General features: G+C 71.1%; 23 protein-coding genes and 2 pseudogenes. 11 read left to right on the top strand and 14 right to left on the bottom strand.

The window, feature by feature from the left end:
• The gene (locus tag AB0C46_RS15215; RefSeq protein ID WP_362828274.1) at window positions 1–1788 is read right to left on the bottom strand and encodes a substrate-binding and VWA domain-containing protein; all 1788 of its coding nucleotides are present in this window, start codon (window positions 1786–1788) and stop codon (window positions 1–3) included.
• Window positions 1789–1981: 193 nt separating this feature from the next.
• Between AB0C46_RS15215 and AB0C46_RS15210 the strand changes: the two genes are divergently transcribed.
• A complete protein-coding gene (locus AB0C46_RS15210) occupies window positions 1982–2791 on the top strand; it encodes a CPBP family intramembrane glutamic endopeptidase (protein ID WP_362828273.1) in 810 nt (269 codons plus the stop codon).
• Between the two features lie 69 nt (window positions 2792–2860).
• Here AB0C46_RS15210 and AB0C46_RS15205 read toward each other — a convergent pair whose 3' ends face one another.
• Entirely contained in the window at window positions 2861–3682 is an 822-nt protein-coding gene (locus tag AB0C46_RS15205; protein WP_362828272.1) for a PhzF family phenazine biosynthesis protein, read from the bottom strand.
• A 327-nt stretch (window positions 3683–4009) separates the two neighbouring features.
• Here AB0C46_RS15205 and AB0C46_RS15200 point away from each other — a divergent pair, with 327 nt between their 5' ends.
• Complete coding sequence (locus tag AB0C46_RS15200; protein WP_362828271.1) at window positions 4010–4636, top strand: PadR family transcriptional regulator; 627 nt, start codon at window positions 4010–4012, stop codon at window positions 4634–4636.
• Window positions 4637–4697: 61 nt separating this feature from the next.
• On the opposite strand, the gene AB0C46_RS15195 is transcribed toward AB0C46_RS15200, so the two are convergent.
• Window positions 4698–5126: an SRPBCC family protein gene (locus AB0C46_RS15195; RefSeq protein WP_362828270.1), complete on the bottom strand. Its 429-nt coding sequence runs from the start codon at window positions 5124–5126 to the stop codon at window positions 4698–4700.
• A 298-nt stretch (window positions 5127–5424) separates the two neighbouring features.
• Here AB0C46_RS15195 and AB0C46_RS15190 point away from each other — a divergent pair, with 298 nt between their 5' ends.
• The 3 genes from AB0C46_RS15190 to AB0C46_RS15180 all read left to right on the top strand — a co-directional run bounded on the left by AB0C46_RS15190 (window position 5425) and on the right by AB0C46_RS15180 (window position 8333).
• Window positions 5425–5955, top strand: coding sequence for a Clp protease N-terminal domain-containing protein (locus AB0C46_RS15190; protein ID WP_362828269.1), 531 nt, complete (start codon window positions 5425–5427; stop codon window positions 5953–5955).
• Window positions 5956–6004: 49 nt separating this feature from the next.
• Window positions 6005–7171 carry an EamA family transporter gene (locus AB0C46_RS15185; protein WP_362828268.1) on the top strand — a complete coding sequence of 389 codons (1167 nt, stop codon included), beginning with the start codon at window positions 6005–6007 and terminating at the stop codon, window positions 7169–7171.
• A 178-nt stretch (window positions 7172–7349) separates the two neighbouring features.
• Window positions 7350–8333 (top strand): EamA family transporter, encoded by a 984-nt coding sequence (locus AB0C46_RS15180; RefSeq protein ID WP_362828267.1) that lies wholly within the window; start codon window positions 7350–7352, stop codon window positions 8331–8333.
• A 79-nt stretch (window positions 8334–8412) separates the two neighbouring features.
• Here AB0C46_RS15180 and AB0C46_RS15175 read toward each other — a convergent pair whose 3' ends face one another.
• Entirely contained in the window at window positions 8413–9069 is a 657-nt protein-coding gene (locus AB0C46_RS15175) for an FMN-binding negative transcriptional regulator (RefSeq protein WP_362828266.1), read from the bottom strand.
• Window positions 9070–9078: 9 nt separating this feature from the next.
• On the bottom strand, window positions 9079–9744 hold the full coding sequence (locus tag AB0C46_RS15170) for a pyridoxamine 5'-phosphate oxidase family protein (RefSeq protein WP_362828265.1): 666 nt from the start codon (window positions 9742–9744) through the stop codon (window positions 9079–9081).
• 35 nt (window positions 9745–9779) lie between these two features.
• Here AB0C46_RS15170 and AB0C46_RS15165 point away from each other — a divergent pair, with 35 nt between their 5' ends.
• A complete protein-coding gene (locus AB0C46_RS15165) occupies window positions 9780–11111 on the top strand; it encodes an aminotransferase class I/II-fold pyridoxal phosphate-dependent enzyme (protein WP_362828264.1) in 1332 nt (443 codons plus the stop codon).
• Window positions 11112–11346: 235 nt separating this feature from the next.
• Here the strand turns inward: AB0C46_RS15165 and AB0C46_RS15160 are convergent, their stop codons facing one another.
• Window positions 11347–12450 carry a DMT family transporter gene (locus AB0C46_RS15160; protein ID WP_362828263.1) on the bottom strand — a complete coding sequence of 368 codons (1104 nt, stop codon included), beginning with the start codon at window positions 12448–12450 and terminating at the stop codon, window positions 11347–11349.
• A 74-nt stretch (window positions 12451–12524) separates the two neighbouring features.
• Here AB0C46_RS15160 and AB0C46_RS15155 point away from each other — a divergent pair, with 74 nt between their 5' ends.
• Complete coding sequence (locus AB0C46_RS15155; RefSeq protein WP_362828262.1) at window positions 12525–13433, top strand: LysR family transcriptional regulator; 909 nt, start codon at window positions 12525–12527, stop codon at window positions 13431–13433.
• A gap of 33 nt (window positions 13434–13466) precedes the next feature.
• Here AB0C46_RS15155 and AB0C46_RS15150 read toward each other — a convergent pair whose 3' ends face one another.
• The 3 genes from AB0C46_RS15150 to AB0C46_RS15140 form a co-directional block, all read right to left on the bottom strand.
• A complete protein-coding gene (locus tag AB0C46_RS15150) occupies window positions 13467–14966 on the bottom strand; it encodes a carboxyl transferase domain-containing protein (protein WP_362828261.1) in 1500 nt (499 codons plus the stop codon).
• Window positions 14950–16410: an acyl-CoA synthetase gene (locus tag AB0C46_RS15145; RefSeq protein WP_362828260.1), complete on the bottom strand. Its 1461-nt coding sequence runs from the start codon at window positions 16408–16410 to the stop codon at window positions 14950–14952. The genes AB0C46_RS15150 and AB0C46_RS15145 overlap by 17 nt, the downstream gene beginning before the upstream one ends.
• A 300-nt stretch (window positions 16411–16710) precedes the next feature.
• On the bottom strand, window positions 16711–17175 hold the full coding sequence (locus AB0C46_RS15140) for a pyridoxamine 5'-phosphate oxidase family protein (RefSeq protein ID WP_362828259.1): 465 nt from the start codon (window positions 17173–17175) through the stop codon (window positions 16711–16713).
• 267 nt (window positions 17176–17442) lie between these two features.
• On the opposite strand from AB0C46_RS15140, the gene AB0C46_RS15135 reads away from it, so the two are divergent.
• Complete coding sequence (locus AB0C46_RS15135) at window positions 17443–18090, top strand: cysteine hydrolase (RefSeq protein WP_362828258.1); 648 nt, start codon at window positions 17443–17445, stop codon at window positions 18088–18090.
• A 30-nt stretch (window positions 18091–18120) separates the two neighbouring features.
• Here AB0C46_RS15135 and AB0C46_RS15130 read toward each other — a convergent pair.
• Window positions 18121–18207: pseudogene (locus AB0C46_RS15130) on the bottom strand (DUF1338 family protein); the annotation flags it as partial.
• A 243-nt stretch (window positions 18208–18450) separates the two neighbouring features.
• On the opposite strand from AB0C46_RS15130, the gene AB0C46_RS15125 reads away from it, so the two are divergent.
• Complete coding sequence (locus AB0C46_RS15125) at window positions 18451–18867, top strand: RidA family protein (protein ID WP_362828257.1); 417 nt, start codon at window positions 18451–18453, stop codon at window positions 18865–18867.
• A 792-nt stretch (window positions 18868–19659) separates the two neighbouring features.
• Here AB0C46_RS15125 and AB0C46_RS15120 read toward each other — a convergent pair.
• Window positions 19660–19798, bottom strand: a pseudogene (locus tag AB0C46_RS15120) (leucine zipper domain-containing protein); the annotation flags it as partial.
• Window positions 19799–20141: 343 nt separating this feature from the next.
• On the opposite strand from AB0C46_RS15120, the gene AB0C46_RS15115 reads away from it, so the two are divergent.
• A complete protein-coding gene (locus AB0C46_RS15115) occupies window positions 20142–21611 on the top strand; it encodes an MDR family MFS transporter (protein WP_362828256.1) in 1470 nt (489 codons plus the stop codon).
• Between the two features lie 298 nt (window positions 21612–21909).
• On the opposite strand, the gene AB0C46_RS15110 is transcribed toward AB0C46_RS15115, so the two are convergent.
• The 3 genes from AB0C46_RS15110 to AB0C46_RS15100 all read right to left on the bottom strand — a co-directional run bounded on the left by AB0C46_RS15110 (window position 21910) and on the right by AB0C46_RS15100 (window position 25018).
• On the bottom strand, window positions 21910–22914 hold the full coding sequence (locus tag AB0C46_RS15110; protein ID WP_362828255.1) for a MerR family transcriptional regulator: 1005 nt from the start codon (window positions 22912–22914) through the stop codon (window positions 21910–21912).
• Window positions 22915–22920: 6 nt separating this feature from the next.
• Window positions 22921–23583: a HEAT repeat domain-containing protein gene (locus tag AB0C46_RS15105; protein ID WP_362828254.1), complete on the bottom strand. Its 663-nt coding sequence runs from the start codon at window positions 23581–23583 to the stop codon at window positions 22921–22923.
• A 178-nt stretch (window positions 23584–23761) separates the two neighbouring features.
• Complete coding sequence (locus tag AB0C46_RS15100) at window positions 23762–25018, bottom strand: MFS transporter (RefSeq protein WP_362828253.1); 1257 nt, start codon at window positions 25016–25018, stop codon at window positions 23762–23764.
• Between the two features lie 123 nt (window positions 25019–25141).
• On the opposite strand from AB0C46_RS15100, the gene AB0C46_RS15095 reads away from it, so the two are divergent.
• Window positions 25142–26110, top strand: coding sequence for a LysR family transcriptional regulator (locus AB0C46_RS15095; protein ID WP_362828252.1), 969 nt, complete (start codon window positions 25142–25144; stop codon window positions 26108–26110).
• The last annotated feature ends 82 nt before the right edge of the window (window positions 26111–26192 follow it).

The following is a 26192-nucleotide window of genomic DNA, read 5'->3' as shown; positions in this document are numbered from 1 at the left end:
TCAGTGTGGTCCGTTGCTGCCCGCCGCCATGATGGCTTTGAGCATCACCTGGTGGATCTGCGACGGGTCGCTGACCAGGTGCGTCGAGCCGCCGGTCGGCGCCACGATGCGGTCCAGGGCCGAGGTGTCGGCCGCCGGGCCGATCGCGAGGGCGATCAGCGGCACCGGCCGTTTCGGGTCGGAAAGCTTCTCCAGCTTGCCCACCAGAGCGTCGAGGCCGATGCCGTGGGCGTCGTCGTTGGTGCCGTCGGTGAGGATGACCAGCGCGTTGAACTTCCCGCTCGCGTAGGTCGAGCGGGCCTTCTCGTACGCGGCGAGCGTGGTGTCGTACAGGCCGGTGGCGCCCTGGGGCTCCGGGGCCAGCGCGCGGAAGGCGCCGGCGAGCGCATCGCGATGGGCGGTGCCGTCCTTGTCCCGGCCGCCGAGCCGCTCGGTGGGGGACAGCTCGGCATAGTCCTTGTCGCCGTCCAGTGAGGTGGCGAACTTCCACAGCCCGATCTCGTCGTCGGAGGTGAACGTGGTCAGCGCCTGGAGGAGGGAATTCTTGGCGAGGTCCATCCGGGACCGGCCGCTGTGACCGGGGACGGGGGCGCCCATCGACGCCGAGGCGTCCACGACGGTGGAGAGCCGGGCGCTTTGCACCGTGATCGTCCACATGCCCATCAGTGCCTGGAGTTCCTTCACCGTCGGCGGCTCGGCGGGATCGGCGGAGTACGGCTGCGGATCGCGTCCGCCGGCCGCGCTGACCACCTTCGGGTCCGTCTCGCCGTTGCCGGCCCGGAAGCCGTGCCGGCGCAGTGCGCGCTGTCCGGCGGGCTCGCTGAGCAGTGTCATGAAGCGGGTGGCGGCGCGCGACTGTTCCGGTTCTGTCTCGCTGTTGTCGACCAGTGTGTAGGGGTAGTCGAGCCGGGCCGTGCCGTCCTTGGGGTAGAGCAGGTCCAGGTCCGGCCCGCCGTCCTTGCGCGCGTTGTGTGCGAAAGCGGCCTGCTCGGAGAGCAGCAGCGCCTGGTTGCGGCGCGGATTGCCCTGCTCCGCAGCGGAGCCGTCGCGTGGCAGGGTGGCCATGGCCTGCCCGTCGCCGTCCGCGACCCGCTGGTTGAGCAGCCTCGCCGTGGCGGCGGTGCGGGTGTCCGCCGCGGCGCGGTCCGGTGCCTGCCGGGTGTTGGCGGCGCTGATGCGGGCCAGTGAGAGCAGTCCGGTGGCGCTGCGGGAGGGGTCGGCGACGCCCAGGTGCAGTGCGTCGCCGGCTGCCGTGGCCCGGGTCAGTTCCGTCCAGGTGTAGATCTTTGCCGGCCAGCCCAGCGACTTGGCGGCCCTGGGGACGGCGCCCAGCGCGATCGGGGACGAGGCGATGGTGCCGACGGCGGTCAGCGGGGTCCCGCGCTCCGCGCCGACCCGGTCCACCCACAGGCTCGAATCCGGTATCCACACCTGGAATTCGGGACCGACCGGCCGCTGTCCGAAAGCGTCGGCGATCTCGTGGGCGGCTCGCGCGGTGACCTTGACATCCAGGCATCTGCCGTCGGTGTGTGCCGCCTCCTCCCGCGCCGACTTGGCCACCGCTTCGATCGCCGGGGCGACATCGGGCGAGGCGGCCACATCGAGCCGTGTCGCCTCGCCGCCGCACGGCCCGCCGAACGGGAGCAGACCGCTGTCCAGCGCCACGACCGTGCCGGCGGCGAGGGTCAGCGCGAGGCCGGTGGCGAGGACCAGCGCGCGCGGACGTGCACTCCGGCGGGCCCCCGTGCGCGCCGGTGTGGAGCCGTCGGGCAAGCTGTGTCGTCCCATTGCGGTAGCGCCTCGCCTTCTAGGAGCTCGACCGGGATGCGCTGGGGAGGGGGAAACGCGCCATCTGGATGGCGCCCGCCCCCGGCCTGTCGCGCGCGATCTTCGTACCTGCTGCCGAGACCCTAGCGGGGCGGTGGTGGCGGCGAGGCGGTAATGCGGAAGCGGAGGAAGTGTGCAGTCGGATACAAGTCCCGTGGCCGATGCGAACGTTCCAGGTCAAGGGCCTGGTGACGGGCTCGTCGGGGAGCCGTCCCGAAGCATCCTGCGGAGCGAGACATGGATCGTCCTGGCCCTCTCGCTGGGGGCCAGCGGGCTGTCGGCGCTGATCAGCTTCATCGGGTCGGTGACCAAGCCCGGTGGTCTCAAGGACCAGGCGGCGACGCTCAACGGCTCCCATGCGCCCGGCCGGCCTTGGCTGGATCTCGCCTGGCAGCTGTTCGGTATCGCGACCGCCCTGGTGCCCGTGGTGCTGGTGGCGCATCTGCTGCTGCGGGAACGGGCCGGCGGTCTGCGGGCGATCGGCTTCGACCGGCGGCGGCCCGGCTTCGACCTGAGCCGCGGCGTCGCACTGGCGGCCGTCATCGGCGGCAGCGGTCTGCTGCTGTATCTGGGTGCGCGGGCGGCCGGATTCAATCTGACGGTGGTCCCCGAGGCGCTGCCCGAGGTGTGGTGGAAGATCCCGGTGCTGATCGCCTCCGCGGTGCAGAACGCCGTCCTGGAGGAGGTCATCGTCGTCGGGTATCTGCTGCGCCGACTGGGGCAGTTGGGCTGGTCGCCGCTCGCGGCGCTCGCGGCCAGCTCGGTGCTGCGCGGTTCCTACCACCTCTACCAGGGCATCGGTGGATTCGTCGGCAACATGGTGATGGGCGTGCTCTTCGTCCTGCTCTACCGGCGCTGGGGGCGGGTCGGGCCGCTGGTCGCCGCCCATGCCCTGATCGACATCGTGGCGTTTGTCGGCTATGCGCTGCTCGCCGGACGGGTGGGGTGGCTGCCGACGCCATGAGGCGGCGGAGGCGCGGGGCACCGCCGGTGCCTGCCGCGCCTCCCGGGGGCTGCCGCCGTACGGGCCGGCTCAGCCGGTGACCAGCAGTTCCCCGTCGATGACCGTGACCGCCGACCCGGTCAGCAGCGTACGGTCGCCGCGCAGCCCGGTCCGTACGAAGCCGGTGCGGGCGGCGCCCTGCAGGCCGACCAGGTCGGCACGGCCCAGCCGCGCCGACCAGAACGGTGCGAGCGCGGTGTGCGCGCTGCCCGTTACCGGGTCCTCGTCGATGCCCACCCCGGGGAAGAAGCAGCGCGAGATGAAGTCGTAGCCGCCGTCAGGGTTTTCGGCGGGTGCCGTGGTGATCACCCCTCGGCCGCCGTGCCCGGCGAGCGCCTTGAGATCCGGGGCCAGCGCCCGTACGGACTTCTCGTCGGCCAGCTCGACCAGGAGATCGCCGACACCGGGGCCGGTGTCGTGCGCGGAGCGGATCTCGGCGCCCAGTGCGCCCGCGACGGCCGGCGGTACCTCGACGGGGGTGAGCGGGGCGGTCGGGAAGTCCATGGTGATCGAACCGCCGTCGTCGGCCGTCGTGGTGAGCACCCCGCTGCGGGTGCGGAAGCGGACCGTACCGGTGGCCGTTCCCGTGGTGTGCAGGACGTGCGCGGTGGCCAAAGTGGCATGCCCGCACATGTTCACCTCGGCGGCCGGGGTGAGCCAGCGCAGCGCCCAGTCGGCGTCGCCGCCCGCGGGCAGCGGGTGGGCGAAGGCGGTCTCGGAGAGATTGACCTCGGTGGCGACCTGCTGCAGCCAGGCCGTATCGGGAAAGGCGCCGGAGTCGAGGAGTACGACTCCCGCGGGGTTGCCGGCGAACGGACGCTCACTGAAGGCGTCGACGATGCGAATCCTCATGGCCGTGAGCGTAGGGGTGTCGCCAGGCCGCAGGCCAAGGCCAATTCGAGGGAATTGGCCGGGGTGGGGAGCCGCAGCGGAGGTGCCGGGACGGGGCCCCATGCGTGGTTCGCCGGAAACCTCACTCCGACGGTGCTCTGGTGATCCGCTTCTCGAATCAGTGGTGGGCGTACAGCGCGTCGTTGCAGCAGGGAGCAGGCCGGCGTCCGTCGAAGCGCGATGAGGCGGACACCCGGATGTGAGTCAGGGCCTTGCTTCGGCGAACAGTCCCGATATATCGTTGAAGCATCGCGACCGATCAACGATAGAGAGATGGAGGACGTCATCATGCGTTCCCAAGGACACGAACACGGACATGAGCACCGGCATGAGCACTGCGGGCCCGGGCGCCACGGCGGCCGCGGCGACTTCATGGGCGGCTGGGAGCGGCGGCGTGCGGCCTTCGGCCCGTTCGGCCCGCCGTTCGGAGGTCCGCCCTTCGGGGGCGGCCGGGGGCGCGGCGGACCGCGCGGCCGGGCCCGCCGCGGCGATGTGCGCGCCTCGATCCTGGCGCTGCTCAAGGACCGTCCGATGCACGGCTACGAAATGATCCAGGAGATCGCCGAGCGCAGCGGCGGGGCGTGGAAGCCCAGCCCCGGCTCGGTCTATCCGACGCTGCAGCTCCTCGAGGACGAGGGGTTGATCACCAGCGCCAGTGAGGGCGGCAAGAAGCTGTTCTCGCTGACCGACGCCGGGCGCGCCGAGGCCGACGGCGGCTCGGACGCCCCCTGGGAGGATGCCGGGCGCGGCGTCGACTGGGAGGCGATGAACGAGATCCGCAAGGCGGGCGGCGGTCTGGTCGAGGCCTTCCGGCAGGTGTGGGCCACCGGCAGTCCCGAGCAGCGGGAGAAGGCCATGGCGGTGGTCAACAAGGCACGCAAGGAGCTGTATCTGATCCTCGCCGAGGAGGACTGAGCGAAGGGTGAGCGGAGTGGTGCGGCCTTCGGGGGCCGGGGTGGGGGCGGCCCCCGAAGGGTCAGGCGACCAGGGCGGCGAGCTTGCGCAGCGACTCGTTCAGTGCGGCGCCCGCCGAGTCCTTGAGCTTGCCGGCCATCAGCGAGACCGCGGCGCCGGTGAACGCCCCGTCGATCCGTACGGCCGTCGCCCCGCCGTCCGGGGTGAGTTCGTAGCGCATCCCCAGGCTGACGCCCATCGGGCCCTTGCCCTCGATGTCGAGCAGCCGGCCGGGCTCCAGCTCCCGCACGGTCCAGGCGACCTCCGCGGGGAAGCCCATCAGCTTCATGTTCTCCTCGTAGCCGGCGCCCACCTTGAGTGATTCCGGGCCGCCCTTGGGGAAGGCGGTGTGGGTGACGTTCCACTCCCCGTAGGAGTCGAAGTCGGTGAGCCGCTCCCAGACCTTCGCGGCAGGTGCCTCGATACGGGCCTGTGCGGTGACTTCGGCCATGCGATCACCCCTTCGGTGACGATCCCTGGCTGGTGCCGCGGAACGTATCCCCGCCGGGATGAAGGTTCAAGAGCGAGGACCTGCCCTTGCTGATGGGTCATCAGATTTCGGGGCGGTCGGCCCGGGGAGGGGGCGTGGCCGGCGGGCGGCGTCCCGTCCCTGAATGTCCGGCCTCCACGATTCCCGTGCATCTCCTCCGCAAGGATGAGACCGGGTGGCCGCGCCCAACCAGCGTGGGAGACGCGAATGCTTCCCGCCGGTGATGTTCCGGCACTCAGAGGCTGGTGGGGTGGGTGCTGTGCAAAACCGTACTGCGTACAGTGGGGGCGCCGGCCCGGCCCCGGAGGACCTCGACACACAGCTCACCGTCGAGCTCGCGTCGGTCGTATCCGCTGCCCGCAGGCGGGCCACCCGCGACGGTGACCGGCAGGTCGACACCGCCCATCTGCTGCACGGCCTCCTGGAGTCGGATCCCGCCGTGCGCGAGGTCTTCGACGGCGGACCGCAGGTCGCACGGCTGCTCGGCTACCTCGTCCAGCGCAGCATCGGCTACGGACTCCGCTGGCACGGCACCATCGAGGACTCCGGCGCGGTCCCCGTGGTCGCCGAGGGTGCCGTCCCCGGATGGTCACCGGCCGCGGCCGCCGCGATGGACGGCGCCCTGGACCGCGCCCATGCCCGGTACGCCACCCGTGCGGGCTGCCTCGACCTGCTCGCCGCGCTGGTGGACGACCCCGAATCGCGGGCCGTCGAGGTGCTGCGCCGGGCCTCCGTCGACACCGCCCGGCTCGCCGGCCGTCTGGACGGGGAGCGCACCGGCCGGGACTGACAGGGGTCTCGGGGGTGGCACTGCTGACGAAGGCTGCCATGATGGCCGGATGCACGCGTCTTCGGGGAGCCCGGCAGGATCATCGACCGGGTCGGGCCAGGGAATTCCCGGGTCCTTGGGGGGCCGGCAGTCATCGCCCGCCCCCGGGGCGCGCCGGCGTCGGGCGCCCGCAGGACGCGGTGCCGGTCTCGGTATCGCCCTGCTGTCCGCGCTCGCCTTCGGCGGTTCGGGCGTCGCCGCCAAGCCCCTGATAGCCGCCGGCCTCGAACCGCTGCAGGTCACCTGGCTGCGGGTGGCCGGGGCGGCGCTGGTCATGCTGCCGGTCGCCTGGCGTCACCGGGATCTGGCGCGCCGCCGGCCCGCGCTGCTCGCGGGTTACGGGCTGCTCGCCGTCGCCGGCGTCCAGGCGTGCTACTTCGCCGCGCTCTCCCGTATTCCCGTCGGTGTCGCGCTCCTCATCGAATATCTGGCGCCCGCCCTCGTGCTGGGCTGGGTCCGCTTCGTCCAGAAACAGCCGGTCACCCGGGCCGCGGCGGTCGGCGTGGTGCTGGCCGTCGGCGGACTGGCCTGTGTGGTCGAGGTCTGGTCCGGGCTGAGCTTCGACGCCTTCGGCCTCGCGCTCGCGCTCGGCGCGGCCTGCTGCCAGGTCGGCTACTTCGTGCTCTCCGATCACGGCACCGACGGCGACGACGTGGTGGACCCGCTCGGTGTCATCGCCTACGGCCTGCTGATCGGCGCCGTCCTCCTCACCGTGATCGCCCGCCCCTGGGGCATGGACTGGGCGGTGCTCGGCGGCGGCGCGGACATGAACGGAACCCAGGTGCCCGCCGTCCTGTTGCTCGCCTGGATCGTGCTGATCGCGACGGTGGCGGCCTACCTCACCGGAGTGGTGTCGATCCGCCGGCTCTCGCCGCAGGTGGCCGGAGTGGTCGCCTGTCTGGAGGCGGTCATCGCGACGGTCCTGGCCTGGGTCCTGCTCGGCGAGCATCTCTCCGCACCGCAGATCGTCGGTGGGGCGGTGGTGCTGACCGGCGCCTTCATCGCGCAGTCGGCCAAACCCAAGGCGACGGAGAAGGTACGGGTGGCCGGAGCCGGGACGGGGCCGGGCGACGGTGTGGGCGTCCCCGGGGGCAACGGGGCGCCGGAGTCCCCGGCCGTCCCGGCGTCCTCGGCCCGGCCCGGGGATGACTTGTCGGCCGGTTCCTGTGCGACATAGGGTGCCGATCATGCGTTTGACTGTGCTGCCCCCTCCTGCCGCGTAACGCGGGCGGCGGCCTCCGAGAAAATCCCGGCCCGGGCTGGTTCCCGAGCCGCTTGTCGCTGCCTGCACACGGGACCACGCGACCACTCCACGGCGTATGACGCCGTCCTGGATTTCCCGGAGTACCTCTCCCATGCATGCCACTCCTTCCTCCGCCCTGCCCGTGGGCCGGGGGCTGTTGTACGTCACGTTCGCCGCGACCGCCTGGGGCACCGCGGGCGCGGCCGCCGCCCTCCTCTACCGCGGCAGCGGACTGGGCCCGCTGGCCCTCACCTTCTGGCGCACCTTCGGCGGGCTGGTTCTGCTGCTCGCCGTACGGGCGTTGCTGCGCCGCCGGTCCGGCACCGCCGCCGTCCCCGCCCCCGTTTCGTCCGAGCTGCTGCGCCGGCGGCTGACCCGGACCGTGATGACGGGCGTCGCCCTCGCCGTCTTCCAGGCCGCCTACTTCGCCGCCGTCGAATCCACCGGGCTGGCCGTGGGCACCGTCGTCACCATGGGGGCGGGGCCTGTCCTCATCGCCATCGGGGCGCGGGTGACGATGGGCGAACGGCTCGGCGCGGGCGGGGTCCTGGCCGTCGCCGGGGCGCTGGCCGGGCTGGCGGTGCTGGTCCTCGGCGGCGACGGCGGTGCCACTGTCCGCCCGGCCGGTATCGGCTACGCCCTGCTGTCGGCGGCCGGCTGTGCCGCGATGACGCTGATCACCCGGCGGCTGGGCAGGGGCGGCGGCAGCGATCCGTACGCCTCGACGGTCAGCGCTTTCGCGGTCGGTGCGCTGGGCCTGCTGCCGCTCGCGGCGGTGGAGGGGCTGTGGCCCCAGGCGCACGAACTGGGCTGCAGTATCTGCCTGCTGGGCTATATCGCGGCGGTGCCGACGGCGCTGGCCTACGGGCTGTACTTCGCGGGCCTGGCCGCCGTCCGTGCCGCTACCGCGTCCGTGATCTCACTGATCGAGCCGGTGTCGGCCGCGGCCATCGCGGTGGTGTTTCTCGGGGAGCGGCTGACGATGGCGACGGCGATCGGCACGGGGGTACTGCTGACGGCCGTTGCCGCGCTGGCGGTGACCGAGGCGCGCGGGGCGGTGACGGCCGCGCGGCCGGCGGCGCCGGTGGCGGGCTGAGGAAGTGGGTGCCCGGCCGGCGGTGTCGGCCGGGCACCCGGACCTCCGGGCCCTCGGGGCGGCGGGGCAAGGGCGTCGGTCAGGAACCGGGCTTCCCCGTGGCGGCCGCGGCCAGTCTGCGCTGCTGGTGGCTGCGGGCCGCCGCGTCCCCGGGGCCGTCCCGCTCGGCGAGGCGTTCCGAGACACGGTGCTGGACGGTCTCGCTCCGCTTGCCCCCGTATTTGAACTTGGCGCGGACCTCCCGCACTTCGAGCCGCAGACCACGGATGCCGGACAGCAGCCGTCCGTACGGAGCCGCACCCGCGGCGACCGGCGCCGAACCGCCGTCCGGCTGGAAGTGGCCCATCTGCCGTTGCAGCAGCGCCGCCTTCGCCTCCGGGTCGTCCACGACATGGGCGGTGCAGATCAGCTGGACCGCGGCATAGAAGCTGGTGGGGACGCCGTGCTCGGGCGGCTGGTCCTCGGCCGCCTGCCAGGGGCCGGGGATGAAGGTGTAGTCGTCCACCACGCTCAGCAGCACCGTCGGCCGGTCTTCGAGCGCGTCCCAGAGGGGGTTGGGGCGGGCCAGATGTGTCACGGCCTCGTGGCGTGCCGGGTCGTAGGCGAAGTGCAGCGGCTGCAGCATGGGTGGTTCGCCGGGCCGTCCATTGGCGGCCAGCTGGCCGAAGTCGTGTGCCGCGAGCCACTGTTGCCACTCGGCGTCTTCGGAGGGGGCGTCCCAGGGGTGGATCAGCACGGTGGCTCCTCAGCGGGCGGAGAGATACGCCGGCTCGGGCGTGCCGGGCGCGAGGTCGTCGGAGGGTATGGGGGCGCCGTAGACGGGTGCCACGGGAAGGACGCCGCTCCAATGCGGCAGTGCGAGATCCTCCGGGTCGTCGTTGGGGCCGCCGGCGCGGATCTTGGCGGAGACCTCGCGCAGGTCGAGTCGGATCACGGAGGTGGCGGCCAGTTCCCTGGCGTTGCCCGGACGGGAGTCCGCGGCGCGTCCGGGCAGCACATGGTCGACGAGCGCGTCGAGCGCGGCCGTCTTCTCCGCCTCGTCGGTCACCTGATGTGCGGTGCCGTGCACCACGACACAGCGGTAGTTGATGGAGTGGTGGAACGCGGACCTGGCCAGTACCAGACCGTCGACATGGGTGACCGTCACACACACCTCAAGGCCGGGGTCCGGCGCCGCGCCGGCCATCCGCAGCGGGCGGGACCCCGTCGAACCGTGGAGATAGAGACGGTCGCCGACCCGGCCGTAGAGCGTCGGCAGGACGACCGGGGAGCCGTCACGGACGAAGCCCAGATGGCAGACGTAGCCCGCATCGAGGATGGCGTGCACCGTCTCGTGGTCGTAGGCGGCGCGTTCGCGGGCGCGGGTGGGGGTCGTGCGCGTGGTCGGTTCGTACGACTCGGCTCGGGCCATTGCGCTCTCCATTGCATTAGTGCATACTCAAGTTTGTGCTAGGAGAGTATCGGATCGAAGGGCGGCGCGCATCGGAGATTGCCGCCAGCGTCGAGCGAGCCGTCGGTGCGGGCAAGCTCCAACCAGGCGAAGTGCTGCCTCCGCTGCGGGAGTTGGCCGTCTATCTAGAGGTCAATCCGAATACGGTCGCGGCTGCGTACCGCACCCTCCGCGACCGAGGGGTGATCGAAACCGCGGGCCGGCGCGGCAGCCGGGTGCGCCCCCGCCCCGCGAGCACGTCACGCGAGGCGCTGCGGGTGGAGGTGCCGCCGGGCGTCCGGGACGCCTCCGACGGAAACCCCGATCCGTCGCTGCTGCCCCCGTTCGAGCGGGCGCTGGCCGAGGCGGCCGCGCGCAGCGCACGGCGCCCCGCGCTCTACGGCACACCGGCCGTGGACGACGACCTTGCCGCCCTCGCCCGCGCGGCGTTCGCCGCCGACGGTGTGACGGAGGCGCCCGTCGCCGTCACCAGCGGCTCACTGGACGCCATGGAGCGGGTGCTCGCCGCGCATCTGCGGCCCGGCGACGCCGTGGCGGTGGAAGACCCGGGGTGGGGCAGCCTGCTGGACCTCATCCCTGCACTCGGACTCCGCCCCGTCCCGGTCGGAGTGGACGACGAGGGCCCGCTGCCGGAACAGCTGTTGCGCGCGGTCCAGGACGGTGCCCGTGCCGTCGTCATCACCGACCGGGCGCAGAACCCCACTGGCGCCGCCATCAGCCGCACCCGCGCCACCGAACTCCGCACCCTCCTGGCCGAACACCCCGGCATCCTCCTCATCGAGGACGACCACGGTCATGGCATCGTCGACCTTCCGCTCCATCCGCTCTCCGGGATCACCGACCACTGGGTCCTGGTCCGTTCGACGGCCAAGGCGTATGGCCCGGACCTGCGCCTTGCCGTGCTCACCGGCGATGCGCTGACCATCGACCGGGTGAGCGGCCGTCAGCGCCTCGGTCCGGGCTGGATCAGCCATCTGCTCCAGGACACCGTCGTCCACCTGTGGCGGACCGCCGCGATCGACCCGAAAGCGGTGGCTGGAGCGTACGACCGGCGGCGGGATGCGCTGATACGGGCGCTGGCGGAGCGCGGAGTCCGTGCGCGCGGCCGCAGCGGTATGAACGTCTGGATACCGGTCCCGGACGAGACCGGCGCGGTGGCCCGGCTCCTGCACTCCGGCTGGGCGGTGGCCCCCGGCGCGCGCTTCCGCATGCACTCGCCGCCCGGCATCCGCATCACGGTCTCCTGCCTCTCCGACGAAGACATCGTCCCGGTGGCGGACGCCATTGCCGCGGCGACGGGGGTGGGGGAGGCGCGGCGGTACGAGTGAGGGTGGTGGCGGCCGTGGCGTAGTCGTGCGGCACGCACCGGATCTTCGGGGCGGGGGAGGGAACTGCCGTAGAAGGCCAGGGTGTTGGCGCCTGGGTGCGGGTACCCATGGCGGGTCCCCCGAGGGCGGGGCATGGCGGGTCCCCCGAGGCACGGGGGTGCCTTGTGGAGCCCCCGAGGTGTGGCTCGGGGGCTCGGAGGTGTGGGGCTCGTGGGCCGGGCCAGGGGTGTGCCGGTCAGCCAGTGGTCGAACCGGTCGAACCGGTCGAACCCGTCGGCGGGGTTGCCGGGCGGCTCGGGCGGGGCCTGCTCTGGGTGAGGGCGGCGCCGGCCAGGACGATGAGGGCGCCGACCGGGGTGTTCCAGCTCAGCTGCTCGTGCAGGAGGGCCACACCGGCCGCGGTGGCGATCACGGGGATGAAGTAGGTGACCATCTGTGCGGTGGTGGGGCCGATCTCGGCGACCAGACCGTACTGGATGAGGAAGGCGAAGCCGGTACCCAGGGCGCCGAGAGCGAAGACGGCGAGCAGCGGGATGATCGGGTACGCGGTCGGTGCGGTGGTGAACAGTGGTGTCACCACGGCCAGTTGGGCGGTGGCCAGCAGCAGCTGGGCGCTGGACATGGACAGATGGGACTGCGGGACACCCGCCAGGGTGCGGCGGACATAGATCCAGCCGATGGCGTAGCAGAGCGAGGCGCCCAGCGCCATCACGGTGCCCGTCAGATCCGTGCCGGCGAAGCCCTGCCAGGCGCCGAGCACGGTGAGCACCCCCAGGAACCCGAGGCCCAGACCTGCCACCCGGCGCCGGGTGGGGCGGTCCTCGGAGAGCGCGACGACGGACAGGGCCATGCCCCACAGCGGTGAGGTGGCGTTGCAGATGCCGGCCAGTGTCGAGGGGATGGTCAGCTCGGCGTACGCGAAGAGGGAGAACGGCAGCGCGTTGAGGAAGAACGCGGCAACGGCCAGATGGGCCCAGGTGCGGGTGGACCGGGGGAGCCGCTCGCGCTTGACCGCGAGGACGGCCAGCAGCACCAGCGCACCGAAGGCGACCCGGCCCAGCGTCACCTGCAGCGGGGCGAAGCCCTGGGTGCCCACCTTGATGAAGAGAAAGCTGAAGCCCCAGACGAGGGAGAGGGCGGCGAAGCGGAGCTGCCAGCCGCGGGCCCGGCCGCCGGCCTGCGCGGCCGCGGTCGCCGGGGCGGCGCGGAGCGAGGTGGCCGTGGTGGCCGTGGTGGCTGGGGCGTTCCCGCCGGCCGCGGGGGCCGCGGGGGTCGCAGTGGTGGCCGGAGTTCTCGTGGTGTCGGAGGGGGCGGTGGGTGCGCCGGTGGCGGTGCTCATGAGGTCCACGATGCGGCGGGCAACTTCGTAGCACAAGCGATAATTCGTGGGGGGTATCGCTTAGCATTGCTTATATGTTGAACCTTGATCGCCTACGGACGCTGAGTGCGGTCGCTCGCCATGGCTCGGTGAGCGCGGCCGCCGACGGGCTGCATGTGACGACCTCGGCCGTCTCGCAGCAGATCGCCAAGCTCGAGCGGGAGACCGGACAGCAGCTGCTGGCGAAGAACGGGCGCGGGGTGCGGCTGACCGACGCCGGACGGCTGCTCGCCGACCATGCGACGCGCATCCTGTCGCAGGTCGAGCTGGCCCAGGCCGAGCTGGAAGCGCATCGCGGCCAGGCGGTGGGCGAGCTGCGAATGGGCGCTTTTCCCACCGCGGCACGGGGACTCTTCCCGGCCGCGCTGGTCACCCTCCGCACCGAGCACCCCCAGCTGCGGGCACGGCTGACGGAGATGGAGCCGGACGAGTCGGTCCGTGGAGTGGTGCGCGGCGACATCGATCTGGCGGTCGTCCTCGACTGGTACAACCGGCCGCTGTCCCTGCCCGACGGGCTGGCGAAGGCCCCGCTGCTGGACGATCCGGCCGATGTGGCGATGCCGTCCACCCATCCGCTGGCCCAGCGGCGGTCGGTGGAGCTGGAGGAGTTCGCCGACGATGAGTGGATCTCCTGGCCCCAGGGGGAGTTCTGCAACGAGTGGCTGATGTTCACGCTGCGCAGCAAGGGCATTGAGCCGCGCGTCGCGCATATGGCGGAGGAGCACGGCACTCAACTCGCCCTGATCGCGGCCGGGCTGGGGGTCGCGGTGGCTCCGCGCCTCGGCCGTGGGCCGGTGCCGGAGGGGGTGAGCGTGGTGCCCGTACGCCATACGATGCGCCGCCATGTCTATGCCATCTGGCGCGCGGACGCCGACCGCAGGCCGTCGATCCGGGCCGCTGTGGGGGCGCTCCGCATGGCCGGCAAGAGCCTGCAGGGCTCCTGAGGCCGCCACCGGCGACCGCGGTCCGGGCTCTTCTCAGGCGGGTGGGACGATGCCGCGGATGACGCCCAGATCCAGCAAGTCCTGTGGACGGACGCGGAGTTGGTCCGCGGTCTCGTGGATCTGCGTCTCGTCGCGTTTGAGGATGGCCGCGGCCAGTTCCGGGGCGATCACGGAGAAGTAGCTGTCCGGTGTGGCCCAGAGCCGGCCCGGTGCGGCAAGGGCCAGCGCGCCACCCGAACCGCCTTCGCCGATGAGCAGGGAGGTGACGGGCGCCCGGGTGGTGGCGAGCGCCGCGAAGGTGTCGGCGATGGCCGCCCCGGCACCGGCACGCTCGGCGGCCGCGTCGTTGGCGGCGCCCGGGGTGTCCACGAGGGTGAGGACCGGGATGCCGAGCCGGTCGGCGAGCCGGACGAGTCGCGCGGCGGTACGGAAGCCGGCCGGGCGGGTGGCCGTACCGCACTGGGCGGCGAAGGCGATCGTGCGCCCCTCGCGCCGGCCGAATCCGCACCGTATCCCGGGGTCGACGCCACCGCAGCGGTCGCCGCTGATCTCCTCCCGGTCGTCGAAGTATGCGCGCAGATACGCTTCGGCGCGCGGGCGCCCGGGAGCGCGGGCACGGACCACCGCACCCCAGCCGGTCTCCGGCAGCCCGGGTGGGCCGAGCGCTCCCGGCGGGGGCGCCGGCTCCACCGCGGCAGCGTCCAACTCCCGTGGTGTGCACAGCAGTTGCAGCCACCGCTGGAGCGTGGCGCGCAGCCGGTCGGGCGGGACCACGGCATCGATCTGGCCGGCGGCCAGCTGTCCCTCGGCGGTGTAGGCGGAGGGGTCGGCGTCCGGGGGGCGCACCCGTGAGCCCGCGAAGCCGACCTGGGCCCCGGGGAGCGCGAGGATCACATCGGCGCCCGCGCCCAGGGTGGCCCAGCCGCCGCCGGTCGCCGGATCGCGCAGTACGGCGAGCTGCGGGAGCCCCGCGGCGCGGTTCAGCGCCGACTGCCGTGCCACCCGCTGGAGTTGGGTCAGCGCGCGCATCCCTTCCTGCATCCGGCTGCCGCCCGTGGCGATCAGTGAGACGACCGGCAGGCCGTGCTCGCGCGCATGGGTGTAGGCGGCCTCCAGGCGATCGCCGGTGCGCTCGCCGAGGGAGCCGCCCAGATAGCGGAACTCGAAGGAGAGCACGACCGTTTCCCGGCCGCCTATCGTGGCCAGGGCGGTGACCACCGACTCGTCCTCGCCGGTCCGTTCCCGGGCGCGGGCCCGCGCGTCGTCGTAGCCGCGCCAGCCGAGGGGGCCGTCCGGTGTGGACGGCGCCCCGGACGGGGCTTCGCGACCGTCGGGCACGGCCGCCTCGGCGTAGGCGTCCGCCACCGCCGCGATGGCTTGACGGGCCGTCAGCCGGGCGCACGGCAATGCCGCGGCGGCAGAGGTGCCCGCCGGGGTCCGGTCGCCGGCCGCGGCCACCCCGTCGCCACCGCGGCGGCCGTCGGCCTCGCCGTCCCCCGCGCCCCCGGGGCCCCCGCTACGCACGGAGCTCACGCTTCAGGATCTTGCCCATGTCGTTGCGCGGCAGGGCGTCCAGGAAGTGCACGGTGCGGGGGCGTTTGTGCGGCGCGAGCTGGCGGGCGACATGGTCGGCGAGTTCCTGGGCGGACGGGGCCGGCCCCGCGTCCGGACCGGTCTCCGTCACGATCCAGGCGACGATCCGCTCGCCCAGGTCCTCGTCCGGCGCGCCGGTGACGGCGGCCTCGGCGACACCCGGGTGGGCCAGGAGCGCATTCTCGATCTCGCCCGCACCGATCTTGTAGCCGCCGCTCTTGATCAGGTCGGTGGCCTTACGGCCCACGATGCGGTAATTGCCGGCGGCGTCGCGGACCGCCATGTCGCCGGTGCGGAACCATCCGCCGTCGAAGGCCGCGGCGGTGGCATCGGGGCGGTTGAGGTACTCGACGAAGAGGTTCGGGCCGCGGACCTGGATCTCGCCGACCGTCTCGGCGTCGTTCACCTCGATGGCCTGGCCCGCCTCGTCCACGAGCCGGACATACACCCCCGGGAGCGGTACGCCGACGGTGCCCGCGGCATCGGGACCGTCCGCCCGGACGCTGGTGTTCATGAGGGTTTCCGTCATGCCGTAGCGCTCGATCACCCGCCGGCCGGCGGCCGCCGCGATCCGCTCATGATCGGTCAGCGGCAGCGCGGCCGACCCGGAGACCAGCAGCCGGGCCCGGGAGAGCGCCTTGGCGAGCGAGGGATTCCGGCCCGCCTCGGCAGCCAGGCGGTGGTACATCGTCGGTACGCCGAACAGCATCGTGCCCTCCGCGGACAGCTCCCGGGCCACCGCCTCACTGCTGAAGCGCCCCAGATGGTGCACGCTGCCGCCGCGGCGCAGCGGCCCCAGGACGCCGAGGATCAGGCCATGGACATGAAAGAGCGGCAGGGCGTGCACCAGGACGTCATCGGCGGTCCACTGCCAGGCGTCCTCCAGCGCGTCGAGGGTGTGCGCGATGGCGCGCCGAGGGAGGACGACGCCCTTGGGCGGCCCGGTCGTGCCGGAGGTGTAGACGATCAGGGCCGGTGCCTCATCGCCCGGTTCGTTCGGCAGCGGGGCCGGCGCGGCCTCCTCGGGCGGCGCCGCGGCCTCGATGTCGATACGGGACAGCGCGGTGAGCGGCCCCGGCAGATCGACGCCCGGCTCGGCCAGGACGAGCGAGGGCACGCTGTCCGCCACGATGTGCGCCAGCTCGCTCTCGCCGATCTTCGGATTGACCGGTACCACGGCCACCCCGGCGAGCAGCGCGGCCACCGCACCGACCGCGGTCTCCAGCGTCGGCGTCGCCCAGAGGGCGATACGGGTCTCACCGGCGATCCGCTCGGCGAGCGCGCCCGCCACCGACGCCAACTGGCGATGGCTGAGACTGCGATCGCCGAAGCGCAGCGCGGGTGCGGGCGAAGCGTCGCGCAGCGCGGGGAAGAGCACGTTCACCGGATCTCCTTCGTCCTCGTCGGCGCCCGGCCACCTCGCGGCCGGGCCGTCCCGCTCCCGCACCTGCCGGTACCGGACGGGCTGACCCTCACCACTCTCGCAGAGACCACCGACAACGCGATCACATCGGGACGACCGGCCCCGCCTCCTGCGACTTTCCGAAAGCGGAGACACCTGATCTCGGTGGATGACACCCTCCCGGGAGACGCCGAAGCCGTAACGGATTTCTGGCGTGCCTGTGCCCGTGCCCGTGCCTGTGCCTGTGCCCGTTCCCGCGGCCCGCGCAGCCCGTGCCTGCTCTCATCCCGGGATCTTGCGGAAGTCCCACGACACGACGGACTCCGGCGTCAGCCGCAGCCACGCATGCCGGCCGTCGTGCGGCATCTCGGACATCCCGAAGTACTTCTGCGCGAAGAGCCGTTCCGGCGCGTCCAGTTCGGGGCAGGGCTCGCCGGTGCGCGGCGCCTCGCCGACGCGCTCCACGCGGCCCGCCAGCTCGGCCCCGCGCAGCTCGCCGTACTCGTGCCCGTCATCGACGGCCACTGCGATCCGCGGGTCCTCGCGCAACTGGGCCCAGCGCTTGCTGCGGGTGATCGAATAGAGCCACAGCGCCGCACCGTCCCAGACGAACCACAGCGCCCCGACATGCGGCGCACCGTCGCCACCGACCGTGGCGACCCGGCAGGTGCGCTGCGCCGCGAGGAAGGCGTTGAGTTCGCCCCGCGTCATCATGATCCGGCGCCCGCGCCGCTGTGTGTCGGCCATCCGTCATCGCCCTCCGCCGTGTGCCGCTGCTGCGGCCCTGACCCGCTCACCTGACCCCGATCCAGCTGTCTGACGTGATGTCAGGAATCCTGCTGACGGGGTGTCAGGAATCATGCGGGCTCTTCCTGACGTGCGCAATGCCCGGTAGCCTCGCCCGCCTCGAACCGGCCCGTCGGGGAAGCACACCGACGGGAGCCGGACCGCCGGTAATCAGACACGCCGGGAATTCAGACCCACCGGGAATCAGGCCCGCCAGAGGGGAATGCGATGCCTTCGGACGCTGCACGGCTCATCGGCCAACTGGATCCGGCCACGACGGTACTGCTCACCGTCGAGTGCCAGCGCGGGGTGGTCGGCCCGGACAGCGCACTGCCCGAACTCGCCGACGCGGCGCGCACATCGGGGGCGCTGGCGAACGTCGCCCGGCTGGTGGCGGCCGCCCATGACACCGGCGTCCAGGTGCTCCACGCGGTCGCCGAACGCCGTCCCGACGGCCGCGGCGCCAGCCACAACGCCCGCCTGTTCAAGGCGGCCGGGCGGCTGCCCGTCCAGCAGCTCACCGGCTCCACCGCGGTCCGTATCGCCGACCCGATACCCGTCTCCGGCGACGACCTGGTGGTGCGCCGGCTGCACGGCCTCTCGCCGATCGCCGGCACCGAGGTGGACGCGCTGCTGCGCAACTTCGGGTGCCGGACCCTGGTCGTCACCGGGGTGTCGGCGAATGTGGCGATCCCCAATGCCGTCTTCGACGCAGTCAACCTCGGCTACACGGCCGTGGTGCCCGCGGACGCCATCGCGGGGGTGCCTGCCGACTACACCCGCGCGATGGTCCGCAACACCCTCGCTCTGGTCGCCACCGTCACCACCACCGACGAGGTCCTGACCAGCTGGAGACGGCCGCGCGGTGGCCGCTGACCAGGGGCAGCTGACCCGGGGGCGGTGAGGGCGGGAGCCTTCGTCGCTGAGGTTGGACTGGAAGATGCCGGCGGCGGAGCGCGGCAGGAAGTCTTCGTAGACGAGGGGTTCGGCCCTCGTGATGCGCACCGCCAAACGTATGGGCCGCGTCTTCGACAGCGTCGGCCGGATCACTCACACCAACCCCGTCAACCCCTGGGCAGACTTGCCCTCCGCCCCGCGCCCGGCTGCCTGACCGTGCCCGGCCCGAGTGCGGCCGGTGGCCGGCGGCGTCAGACCTCAGCGCCCCGACAGCGGAGCCTTCGCCCGGATCGGGACAATTCGTTTGCAGTAGCAGGTGAACGCAGGGAAGATCACGGTATGAACTCCAAGCTCAGCCGTCTGAACCCGGACCAGCTCCACGCCACACCGGGGTATCACCACATCACTGTCGTCGAGGCGGGCCGCACCGCCTATCTCGCCGGCCAGTGCCCCCTGGACCTGTCCGGTTCCGTCGTCGGCGTCGGAGACCTCGACCGGCAGGTCGATCAGGTAGTGGCCAACGCCATGACCGCCCTGGCCGCCGTCGAGGCCGCGCCAGAGCATGTGGTGCGATCTGTGATCTACGTGGTCAGCGACGACCGGACGGTCCTGACCACCACCTGGCACCGCCTCCATGCCTCGCCTCTCGGCGCCGCCCTCACTTCGGCGAGCACTCTGCTCGGGGTCACCCAGCTAGCGTTCCCCGGCCAACTCGTCGAAGTGGACCTCACGGTGGCCCTTCCTTCTCGCGAATAAGGCTGACGGACTCTCCCGGTCGCTCCCGAGGCAGGCGGACGAGGGCTCTGGGGAAGCGGACGAGGGCTCTGGGGAAGGCGTCGGCCGGAAGGATCTCCCACCGCGCGTTGAGCAGGGTGTGTTCACTGGGCTCCGTGCTCTCGTCCTCTTCGGCCGCCGGCCGATGCGGCGGGTCCGCAGGGCTGGTGGGGGAACGGAACCGGCCACTGTTCGCAGGGACGGCCGGGCGCGGGGCGGGGTCTGCCACGATGAGGCGCCCTGACCGCGACGTCTGTGCGACGTGAGGAGTGGCCCGGTGACCACAGCTCCGATCAGTTCTGCCGTGATGACCCACCCGGTGCGCAAGGAGCAGGCGGAGGCGCTTGCTGCTCGGGCTCGGGCTCGGGGGACTGGCGATGGACCCGGATCCGGACGGGCCGCCGTCGGCACTGCGGACCGCGCTGGTGGCCTGGGCCGCGCGGACGGCGGCGGCCGATGGCGGGCTCGGGTGCCTGTACGACGGCGTTGTCGGCGCGTCCGACGACGCCGTGCCGCAGGGGGTCCCAGCCGTTCCAGGAATTGACCTTCACGGGCCGGGGGGCCGGATCTGCGGCCGTCGTGCCGTACTCAGTCACGTGCAAACCCTTCGAAAGGGGACGTGGGAGACACCCGAGCAAAGCTGAGGCAGTGGGGGTGGCAGCGTCAAGAGTCGATCATCATGATATGGGCCATAAGATTCCCGCTGCACACAGTCGTGGGTGCTGACGGGACCGAAGAGTGGTCGGGACCGGCCGTGCGGGCCCGCTTCACCTGCGGTTCGCCTTCGGTTTGCCTGCGGCGGACCCATTTGTGGGCCGTGATTCGGGAGACGTTCCATCTCGGCTGCGACATGGCGACGGGACGGGCCGGACCGGACACGAGCAACCAGCAGCCGCCTCCCCAGAAGGGTCAGCCGAGCATTATCGTAGGGCTCGAAAACCTCCGTGCGGTGTGGTCCTGAACAGCTCCACCACTCCGGAGGGCTTCGCCATGATCAAGCCGGGCGGCTGTTACCCACGCTCGTGAGCAAGACAGTCGATGAAGCGCGGGCCCGTCGGTCACAGCGCCGCCGACCCGGATGCCTTCGTGAGCACGTGAAAATTCGGGTGAGATCGGTGCGGTGATGCGGAACACTCGCGCCGACCGATGAGTTCTGCCAGTCAGGCCGGTCTCTACCGACAATCACCACCCACGTTCATGCCGACAGCCCTTGGCTGCGAGGCGACTGTGACCAGGAACCCCAGCGAGGTGCTGCCATGTCAGCTGTGATCCAAGAACGACCGGCCGTGAAGGCGGGCCGCGTACCGACCGTGGTGCGGCTGCTGGTGCTGGCCACATTCGTGGTGATTCTGAACGAGACGATCTTGATCAACGCCATCCCGCGGTTGATGGACTCGTTGCACATCACCCAGCAGTCGGCGCAGTGGGTATCCACCGCGTTCATGCTGACCATGGCCGCCGTGATTCCGATCACCGGCTGGTTCCTGCAGCGGGTCACCACCCGCCAGGCCTACGCCATCGCGATGGGCGTGTTCCTCGCGGGCACCGCTCTGTCAGCCGTCGCGCCCTCCTTCGAGGTGCTGCTGCTGGGTCGGATCGTGCAGGCCGCAGGCACAGCCGTGATGATGCCCCTGCTGATGACCACCTTGATGATCGTGGTGCCCGAGCAGGACCGCGGCCGGGTGATGGGCAACGTCACCCTGGCGATCTCGGTGGCGCCCGCACTCGGACCTGCCGTGTCCGGGCTGATCCTGCAGGTCGGCTCCTGGCGCATGCTGTTCGTGGTCGTCCTGCCGATCGCGGCTCTGGTGACCCTGTTCGGGCTGCGCAAGGTGGACAACATCAGCGAGCCGCAGGTGGGCTCCATCGACTGGCTCAGCGTCTCCGTGGCGGCGCTCGGCTTCGGCGGCCTGGTGTACGGCCTGAGCCTCCTCGGCGAAACCGGCGGCAGGGTCGGGCTGGGCATCGGCATCGTTATCGCCGGGATCGCGGCCATCGCGGTTTTCGTGATCCGCCAGCTCAAGCTGCAACGCACCGGCGTGCCTCTGATGGATCTGCGGACCCTCGGGAACCGCACCTACGGCCTGTCCTTGGCCCTCATATCCATCGGTTTCCTGGCGATGCTCGGGTCGATGATCCTTCTGCCGCTGTATCTGCAGAACACGCGGGGGCTCAGCCCGCTGGAGACCGGCCTGCTGGTCATGCCGGGCGGTCTGGCCATGGGACTGCTGGGACCGACCGTGGGAAAGATGTTTGACCGGTTCGGCAGTCGGCCGCTGGTCCTGCCCGGCTCGATCGGCATGGTGCTCGCCCTCGTCGGTTTCACCCAGGTCTCGATGACGATGCCGTACTGGCAGGTGCTGGGACTGCACGCGCTGCTGATGGTGAGCCTGGCGGCGACGTTCACCCCCGTCTTCACGCTCGGCATGGGCGCGCTTCCCCCGCACCTGTACCCGCACGGCAGCTCGATGCTCGGGACGTTGCAGCAAGTCGCCGCAGCGTTCGGCACCGCGCTCGTGGTGACCGTGATGTCCGCGCGCACCGGTCACCTGGTCGCCGACGGCGTCGCCGCCGCGCCCGCAGAGCTGAGCGGGATGAAGCTGGCCTTCGGCGTCGCCGCCGCTCTCGCCGTGGTGACGATCGTCGTTGCCGCGAAGCTGCCGCGCCGGATCGCCGCCGATGACACCCAAGAAGGCAGCGCCGCGGACCAGCCCACCGGATCATGAGGCCGGGGCCGAGCTCGGACCGCCCGACCTGCGGCAATTACGATCACGCCACGGGCCGTCTGTCACCAGGGCGCCGATCACGGTCTGCAACGGCGGCGGCTCAACGGGTCCGGCAGTGAGCCCAGATCCGACGATGCGACCCAGGTGTGCATATCCAGGTTGGTCTGCTCATCGGGAAGCAGACCGGTCCGCACCGGCGATGGCTGCTCGTCGGTGAATCGAGCAACAACGGGACCGCACGCACACCGCACTGCACGCACACAGCACTGCACGCACACAGCACCGCAGGAAAGATCCCCTACCGTACGTTGCGTAGCGTGAGGATGTATGTCGCAGTAAGCGCAACGGCACGGTCCTCGTCATGTGACAGATCTGCGAGGGCACGTGACGTCGCGATCCCCGGGATGTCCGCGAGCGCCTGGGTCAGCCGTCGACGTACAGACGATTCCATGGTGCCGTGGGAGAGGCAGTCAATGAGCCTGGTGGCGATCTGATCCGCCAACGTGGGATCACTCGCCAGCGCACTCAGTGCGTCGGCTGCGTCGGCGTCGTTCGTCTCCTCGACGATCATGTCGATGAGCGTCGGGACCGCGGTGGCTACTCCGCGTGCCCCGAGCGCCAGAGCGGCATACCTGCGGACCACGATGTCGGCGTTCTGGAGGGCGTCCTGCAGCAGTGCGGTCGCCTCCCCGTTCGGAAGCTCGGCGATGGACTGGACGGCACGTTTCCGCACCTCGGCCACTGGTGAGCCGAGGCCCTCCGCCAGCAGTGTCAATCCGGCATCGCCCGACTGTGCCAGAGCCCATCGAAGGGCTCCGGCGACGTTCGGGTCCGTCTCGTTCAACGCTGCCTCGACCAGAGCCTCCACCGGCACCGGAACCTCTTCGACTGAGGACAACGCCGCGCGCTGGCGCTTCCCGGCGCTCTCCGATCCCAAGGCCTGGAGGAGTGCAACGCTCTGGAGGACGTCCTCCCAGCCGGCGGGTTCCGCGGCACCGATCCGACGGAGTCGCGTGAGCAGTGCCGTCTCACCCGCAATGCGTTCTTGCGTCTGGCGGATGAGGTCGTCGACGAGCTCCGAGGGCTTGAAGCCGGGATCATCCAGCGCGCACCCGACTTCACGCAGCGACAGCCCCAATGACCGCAGGCTCTCGATATGGAAGATGCGCCGGATGTCCTCGCTGGAGTACTCCCGATAGCCCGCCTCGGTACGCCCCGTTGGCCGCACCAGGCCGAGCGAGTCGTAATGCCTGAGCATGCGGGCGCTGACCCCGGACCGTCGTGCCACCTCACCGATCAACACTGCCTCTCACCCCTCCTGGCTGGTCGTGCCGAGGGCTATGATGCGCTTCGCCTCCTCGACCGCGAACTCGAATCCGGCATCCGGGTTGCGCAACAGCCGTTCCGTGGCGATCGCGTGCTGACGCACGCGAGGGTCGGGATCCGTCATCGCGGCACGCAGGGTCGGCATGATCACCTCACCGAGCGCGATCAGCGCCCGGCTGAGGCTCAGCTGCGTCGCGCGCTCGCCACGCCCGAGCTGGGTAGCCAACACTCCGGCCAACTCGGCTTCTTCACCTGCAGGCACGAGTACGACGGCTGCTCGCCAGGCGCTCCGCGCCACCTCGTCGTCGGCATCGGTCAGCAGCGCCCGTGTGATCGCCGGCCACGCCTGCCGATCCCCGATCTTGGACAGCGTGTGCAGCGCCTGGCTTCGTGCCTGCGCACACTCCGAGCGGAGTTCACCGATGAGCGTGGGGACCGTCATTGATGATGGGTGGCGGGTGAGTGCCCAGGTAAGCATTTCGCGTACGTAGAATTCGGCTTCGATCGCGCATCGCTCGATGAGCTTGCCGACGAACCGCGGGTCTGGGGTCGTGCCGGCCGCCAGCGCTGCCTGCAGCCGCACCGACGAGCTGCTGTTCTCCAGCCCCTGGAGAGCTCGAATCGTTTCCGTGTCCCGTTTCAGCATGGTTGGGGACCACCTCCTTGGCTGCAGTGAAGCCCTTGTCACTGTGTCAAGGTCAAGCGGGGGCACGCTGTGAGATCACCAGGCCCCTACTGCCCACCGAGTTCGGTGCCGGCGAAGTCAGACGAGACGTGCGTGACGCTATGAGGGGCGTTCACGTGTACGCCGACATCGCGCAATGTCACGCATCGCGAGTGGTGACACCGGCACTCAGCCACGCAGTGGGCTCAGGGGCGGACAAATGTATCCGTTTGGGCAGCAAGAGCGGGGTGGCGAGCAGGAGAACGCCGGACATGGTGATCGCAGTGAGCGGGCTGGTGAGCGTGGCGAGAATGCCCCAGATCACCATCAGGGCAGCTTGGAGGAGTTTGCTGCTGGCACTCCATGTACTGAGGATTTGGGCGGTGTGATCCGCGGGAGTCCGTTGCAGGCGCTCTGTTGCGTAGATCGGGTTGAAGATACCCATGCAGGTGATCAGCAGGCCCTCGACGATGATCACGGTGAGGAGCCCGGGGAGGCCGGGACGGACGAATGTGAGACCTAGGGGGAAGAGCGATCGCAGCCAGCCGGAGACGATCATGACCCGGTGCCGGCCGTAGCGGGTCACGAGGCGCGCGGAGAGGCGGGCGCCCACGAAGCCGCCGAGTGCCGGGATGCCGAAGGCAAGACCGTATTGCCAGGCCGGGAAGTGGTACTGGCCCAGCAGGAGGACGGACAGGAGCGGGGCGGTGGCCATGATGAGGCCGCCTACCAGGATTTGGTTGAGGAACAGGCGCCGTAGTGCGCGGTCGCGGAGGATGAACCGCCAGCCGCTGAGAAGGCCGGCTCCGCGCAACCTGGTGGCACGGTCGCGGGGTGCCGCGACGTCGCCGCCGCGGATGCGGAGGACCCCGAGCGCGGACAGCAGGTAGCTGAGGGCGTCGGCCATGACCGTGATGACCGGGCCGAGCACCCCTATGAGTGCACCGCCGAGGGGCGGGCCCGCCGCGGTCGCCACCCAGCTCGTGCCCTCGAATCTCCCGTTCGCCACAAGGAGCTGTTCGCTGGGGACGAGATACTTCAGATACGCGCCCGATGCGGCAGTGAAGGCGATGCTCGCGGTCCCGGAGATGACCGAGACGACCAGCAGTTGGCCGTAGGAAAGCAAGCCGAGGACATACGCGACCGGGACACTTGCCATCGCGGCGAACCGGATCAGGTCCATCGCGATCATCACTGGACGCTTGGCCCGGTGCTCAACCCACGGCCCGAGCGAGAACGCAACAATCGCCGCGACGGCAAGCCCGGCCGCCTCCAGGAGCGACACGGCGAACGCCGGCGAATGCAGCGCTCGAACCGCGATCAGCGGGAACGCGCCGAAGGCAATCCACGTACCGTATGTACTGACGGCGTAGGCCGACCACAGCCATCCGAAACTGCGCCCTAACTGCACGCGCATGCGACTCCCTCGCGACAACCGATGTTCGGGTCTCTGCATCACACCGGCCCCACCATCGCGGGATCAAACAACCGACTCCCGGGCGAGCCACAACCATCAGTTGGGCAGACGTAGGCTGGATCAATGGATACCGAGGCCGTGCGATCGTTCGTCCGCGCGGCCGAGCTCGGACAGCTGCAACACGCGGCCGACGAGCTCGGCGTCACACAACAGGCCGTGTCGAAGCGGATCGCCACCCTTGAGCGCGAACTCGATGTCCGGTTGTTCACCCGCACCCCCCGAGGGGTCGAGCTGACACTCGACGGCCAAGCCTTCCTCCCGCACGCCCGGACCATCGTCACGGGTGTCGATCGCGCCGTCACCGCGATCAGACCGGGCTCGCGGGCCCTTCGGATCGACGTTCTCGGCCTGCGATCCGCGCAGGCCGTCATCCTGCACGACTACTGGCGGTCGCATCCCGAAACCGACCTCGACGTGGTGACCCTCAAGGCCAACGACCCGCGCGTGGCGGTCGCCGCCGTCCAATCAGGCGATATCGACGCCTCGTTCCGCTCGGTCACCGACCCGGCCACACTGCCGCGCGACGTGCAGATGATCCACGCGTTCCACTCCCCGCTGGAACTCGTCGTCGGCCCGACGCACCCGCTCGCCTCCGCACGCACACTGACACCGTCGCAGCTGCGCCGGCACCGGATCTGGGTGCCAGGTATCGCGCCGCGAAGCGAATGGGCAGAGTTCTACGACCAGCTCGCCACCGACTTCGACCTCCGCATCGACGCTGCGGGCCCGAACTTCGGCAACGAGGTACTCCTCGACATCCTCGCGGACTCCGCAGACGTGGCAACCCTCGTAGGCTCGCGCGACCGGTACATCTGGCCGACGAACTACGACCTACGCCGCATCCCGATCTCGAATCCGACGCTCGCCTACCCGATCTCGCTCATCGTCCCCCGAGCGAATCCACACCCAGGACTCCGGGCGATCATCAACCACTTCGGAAGCCTGGCACCGCTCCCCGAGACGGCCTGGCTCCCATCCTGGGCAACGACACCACGCCACAGCGACGGAAACATCGCACACACGCGACGCTGACGGTCGCTTCCAGCAGCACCCACCCTGCCCTTGGCAGTGCCGTTGGAGTGCCCCCAAAGCGACAGGTGTGCCGCAGACGTGG

Source organism: Streptomyces sp. NPDC048637, assembly GCF_040650675.1.
Taxonomy (GTDB): domain Bacteria; phylum Actinomycetota; class Actinomycetes; order Streptomycetales; family Streptomycetaceae; genus Streptomyces.
Note: the sequence above shows the minus strand (reverse complement) of the source record. Positions and strands in the feature narration are given on the sequence as shown.

Bases quoted from the DNA above. Each gene is read 5' to 3' on its own strand.
- AB0C46_RS15215 (WP_362828274.1), bottom strand. From the start codon at position 1,788: ATGGGACGACACAGCTTGCCCGACGGCTCCACACCGGCGCGCACGGGG.
- AB0C46_RS15170 (WP_362828265.1), bottom strand. From the start codon at position 9,744: ATGGCCCGAGCCGAGTCGTACGAACCGACCACGCGCACGACCCCCACC.
- AB0C46_RS15140 (WP_362828259.1), bottom strand. From the start codon at position 17,175: ATGGCCGACACACAGCGGCGCGGGCGCCGGATCATGATGACGCGGGGC.
- AB0C46_RS15200 (WP_362828271.1), top strand. From the start codon at position 4,010: ATGCGTTCCCAAGGACACGAACACGGACATGAGCACCGGCATGAGCAC.
- AB0C46_RS15095 (WP_362828252.1), top strand. From the start codon at position 25,142: ATGGATACCGAGGCCGTGCGATCGTTCGTCCGCGCGGCCGAGCTCGGA.
- AB0C46_RS15195 (WP_362828270.1), bottom strand. From the start codon at position 5,126: ATGGCCGAAGTCACCGCACAGGCCCGTATCGAGGCACCTGCCGCGAAG.
- AB0C46_RS15115 (WP_362828256.1), top strand. From the start codon at position 20,142: ATGTCAGCTGTGATCCAAGAACGACCGGCCGTGAAGGCGGGCCGCGTA.
- AB0C46_RS15185 (WP_362828268.1), top strand. From the start codon at position 6,005: ATGCACGCGTCTTCGGGGAGCCCGGCAGGATCATCGACCGGGTCGGGC.
- AB0C46_RS15135 (WP_362828258.1), top strand. From the start codon at position 17,443: ATGCCTTCGGACGCTGCACGGCTCATCGGCCAACTGGATCCGGCCACG.
- AB0C46_RS15160 (WP_362828263.1), bottom strand. From the start codon at position 12,450: ATGAGCACCGCCACCGGCGCACCCACCGCCCCCTCCGACACCACGAGA.
- AB0C46_RS15180 (WP_362828267.1), top strand. From the start codon at position 7,350: ATGCATGCCACTCCTTCCTCCGCCCTGCCCGTGGGCCGGGGGCTGTTG.
- AB0C46_RS15155 (WP_362828262.1), top strand. From the start codon at position 12,525: ATGTTGAACCTTGATCGCCTACGGACGCTGAGTGCGGTCGCTCGCCAT.
- AB0C46_RS15205 (WP_362828272.1), bottom strand. From the start codon at position 3,682: ATGAGGATTCGCATCGTCGACGCCTTCAGTGAGCGTCCGTTCGCCGGC.
- AB0C46_RS15125 (WP_362828257.1), top strand. From the start codon at position 18,451: ATGAACTCCAAGCTCAGCCGTCTGAACCCGGACCAGCTCCACGCCACA.
- AB0C46_RS15105 (WP_362828254.1), bottom strand. From the start codon at position 23,583: ATGCTGAAACGGGACACGGAAACGATTCGAGCTCTCCAGGGGCTGGAG.
- AB0C46_RS15100 (WP_362828253.1), bottom strand. From the start codon at position 25,018: ATGCGCGTGCAGTTAGGGCGCAGTTTCGGATGGCTGTGGTCGGCCTAC.